The organism is Ralstonia sp. ASV6 (genome assembly GCF_016429285.1).
GTDB lineage: Bacteria > Pseudomonadota > Gammaproteobacteria > Burkholderiales > Burkholderiaceae > Ralstonia > Ralstonia flaminis.
Genome location: NZ_JAELUI010000309.1, coordinates 1 through 1,365 on the forward strand (window position 1 = coordinate 1; position 1,365 = coordinate 1,365).

A 1,365-nucleotide genomic window follows, 5' to 3' on the forward strand; every position below is an offset into this window, starting at 1 on the left:
ATGACGACCCCGTCATTGATTCGCCATACAGCACCAGTTTCGTGCTCGTGCGCCACGTCATGGAGTTCCCCAAGGACAGTCGGCTGACCTTCTTCAGCTTGTACATGCACTTGCGGTCGTTCTCGGAATACCCGGAAAGCGGCCCTTGGCCAGCGTACTGGCCGACCTGTTTCGAAGTCACGCAATACGCCAATGACCCGGTCGCCAATGGGTCAGGCGGTCAAGTCGCGCCGTCCTCACATGTTGGCCTGCGCGTGCGGGCCGGTGCCACCTCAAACAGCCAACCCGTCGCGATCTTGCCGCAAGGTGCGCAAGTCCGTATCGGCAAGCGTGAGAAGAAGTGGGGCCAAATCGTAGAAGCCAATGGCGTCACGCCCTATCCGGCCAAGGCGGGTGATTGGGTGGATCCTGCCGCAGTCATCGGTAAATGGGTCTATCTTGGCAAGAACAACGTGGGGCAGCTTGAAGCCCGCGAGGTCTTGTCGGAGGACGCGTTTGATCAGGTGGTCGTATTGCCGAAACCGCGTCCGATCAATGCGGGCGACCTGATCGGCCACCTCGGGCTTTATGAGTCGCTCACCGCGCCGGGCGCGAACCGGATAGTGCACATTGAAGTGTTCTGCGGGGATGACATTAAGCCCTTCCTCGCGCAAGGGCGGGAGTGGATTCGAGATCACTCGTTCAGACCCAAAGACTGGGAGCAACTCGGGTTACCCAGCGAGCCCACGATCCTGCGGGTTGGCAAGGGCACGAAACTGTACAGGGAGCCGTTTCAGGAGGGCCAGGATGCCCCGCGTACCGACGTTACGCTGATCGAGACCTTTGCCCATCTGACCAAGTCCCCAGAAAACCGCCACACCGAAACCGCATCGGGCGTTGATGGCCAAAAACGGAATTGGTGGAAGGTTCGCGGCGCAAATATGCTGCACCAAGACATTAGCGGGTGGGTGCGCGAGCAACTCTTTCCAGGTGGCCGTGTGACGCGCGAGTTCGCGCAATCGTGGATCGACTTCGAGACGTTCGAGGGTGAGCACGACGCCACGCATACGCTATTTGCGACCACCCAGACGTATATCGACTACGCCATGCAAGCGGCAGTCTCTGAGCCTGCGGCGCTGCCCAATCTCAGCCCGCTGATGGCAGGCGTCTATCGTGCCGTCTACCCAACCGGGGATGGCTGCCGAGCCGCTGACGACCTCTGCGCAGTCTACGACGACCCGTGGCGGGCGTTCAGTCTGTCACGGCTCATCATCAAGCACGAGAGCGAATGGGCCAACCCGGACAAGTGGAAGCAACTGACCGGCGCCATCGAGGAGAAAACCGGCCCGAAAGCCCAGCATAACGCCGAGCAGCAGCGGATTGAGA

Annotated in this window: 2 protein-coding genes; one reads left to right on the top strand and one right to left on the bottom strand. The window is 60.6% G+C overall.

Features of this window, described 5'->3' with window-relative positions; genetic code table 11:
• A partial coding sequence (locus JHD73_RS29245) for a hypothetical protein (RefSeq protein WP_233177193.1) occupies positions 1–181 on the bottom strand: 181 nt, incomplete at its 3' end.
• Between the two features lie 73 nt (positions 182–254).
• Here JHD73_RS29245 and JHD73_RS27730 point away from each other — a divergent pair.
• Positions 255–1,365 (top strand): SH3 domain-containing protein (locus JHD73_RS27730; RefSeq protein ID WP_233177194.1); only part of this gene is annotated, 1,111 nt, incomplete at its 3' end.